This window comes from Halobacterium sp. CBA1126 (assembly GCF_009741975.1).
In the GTDB taxonomy this organism is placed as follows: Archaea; Halobacteriota; Halobacteria; order Halobacteriales; family Halobacteriaceae; genus Halobacterium.
The window spans coordinates 1-1626 of sequence record NZ_WPCF01000198.1; the positions used below are offsets into that span (position 1 = coordinate 1).

General features: G+C 51.8%; 1 protein-coding gene and 1 pseudogene. One reads left to right on the top strand and one right to left on the bottom strand.

Translation table 11 applies throughout. The annotated features are described in order from the left end of the window. Positions 1-113: 113 nt before the first annotated feature. A complete protein-coding gene (locus GJ634_RS15130) occupies positions 114-527 on the bottom strand; it encodes a hypothetical protein (RefSeq protein ID WP_157503653.1) in 414 nt (137 codons plus the stop codon). A gap of 961 nt (positions 528-1488) precedes the next feature. Between GJ634_RS15130 and GJ634_RS15135 the strand changes: the two are divergent. Further along, a pseudogene (locus GJ634_RS15135) lies at positions 1489-1626 on the top strand (IS1 family transposase); the annotation flags it as partial.

Sequence of the window (1626 nt, forward strand, 5' to 3'; positions counted from 1 at the left end):
GGAACCAAAGAACGTGTGGCTAAGGCCACCAATCCAAAACACTCCCCACACCTCAGCACAGCGCTGTAGAATCTCAGGGGCCTGTACCGGCTACTCGGATGGATTTACTTCTACTAATCTCCCCCGAAAAATTGTAGCGCGAGACCAGCAATTGAGGCTAACGCCCCTAAGACGGAAACTCCCGCAATAATCGGCTCAATTCCTCCACCAGCCACTTCAGGAATCCGTATTACAACCTCACCAGAGCCAGAAGAATCAGAGAAAAATCTCATGAGAAAAATCAGAGGAATGAAAAACAACCAGTAGATGTCTGTAGTTTTTGATTGGATTTGGAATATCCGTCCATCAAGTTGGATGAATAGGTACGTGAATGAAATAGCGCCGAAAAAAGCGACTATCGCGGAGAGCAGACCGATGAGGAGGTTATTGAATGGACTGACGATTAGAGCTAACCCGACTATGCTCCACCCAATATGCCATCCATCCACGCTCGGAAGATCTCGTTCTTCTTTTTCTTCTTCTGTCACTATCTGAGATAATTAAGCTTGCACATTAGTATCTTCGCTCAGCTATAGATTCCCTCAGAATGTATCTTTCCACGGGGTTGCGCGTCGTGGCCGGCGAATTTTGGTATGTACACACGAAATCACGAATTTCGTGTGAACGAGCAATCTTGTAGCTCGGTCGGAGATGCGCCGTAACTCCTACTTTCAGGAACATATTGCTGTGATAGTTCTGCTGTGCACACGACGGGCAATCCACGAGTAATTTGAAGCTATTGAGCCGGACCGGACTTAACCAACAAACTGAACGAACTACACCAGATGTTGGTTAAACCTTCTGTGGGTATCTAACGCCTTTGTGCTCCCCATCACTTACCCGTCTAGCGTAGCAACCGAAACCCGTCCTCAGATGGACCTCGGAGAATCGCTGCACCACGACTCAGATGGCAACCAAGGTCTTCCACCGATGCAGTGCGACGCATGCGAGTTAGCACTTCAGTCTCCAGAACGACAAACGCTGTCGTTCCTGCTTCTCGACCAGCTTACAGCCCCGCTGATCGCCTGTGACGACCACCTACAGCAATTCGCCTCGGTCTGTGGATACACGACGGAGGCATCTGCTGAACTCCTTAATCACCGGCCTGCTGGCGGCGTGAGCTGTCCCAGTTGCGGCCTCGCAGCACATACACCACACCAGCCGCTAGTGCCGGTTGAAGACGGTGCTGTCGCGATTCTCACCTGTCCGGAACATCAAACCGAGCTTATCAATCGATTCCATACTGGCCTCGACACACAGCACCAGCTGGCAACCCAACTTGACACGGCTGCCCACCACGACATCTCGTACGCTCTTCGGAAGCAGATTGTTTGGTCGGGTAGAGCTGACGCTGTGAAAGCGTAGCGGGCAAGGGCGACGCGTCCGCGTCACCCGAACGCAATGTTTCCATTTTGAATTTGCTGAGTTTCGGAGACGAGCGCCGCGAACCTGCTGGAGCAGGTTGCTGGCGCGAGGGCCTCTGTTTGCCCGCGCTGCCAGTCTGAGTCAGTGATCAAACACGGCAGCTATCGAGAGTATCAGCGGTATCTCTGTAAGGATTTGCGACCGTACATTCAACGACAAGAC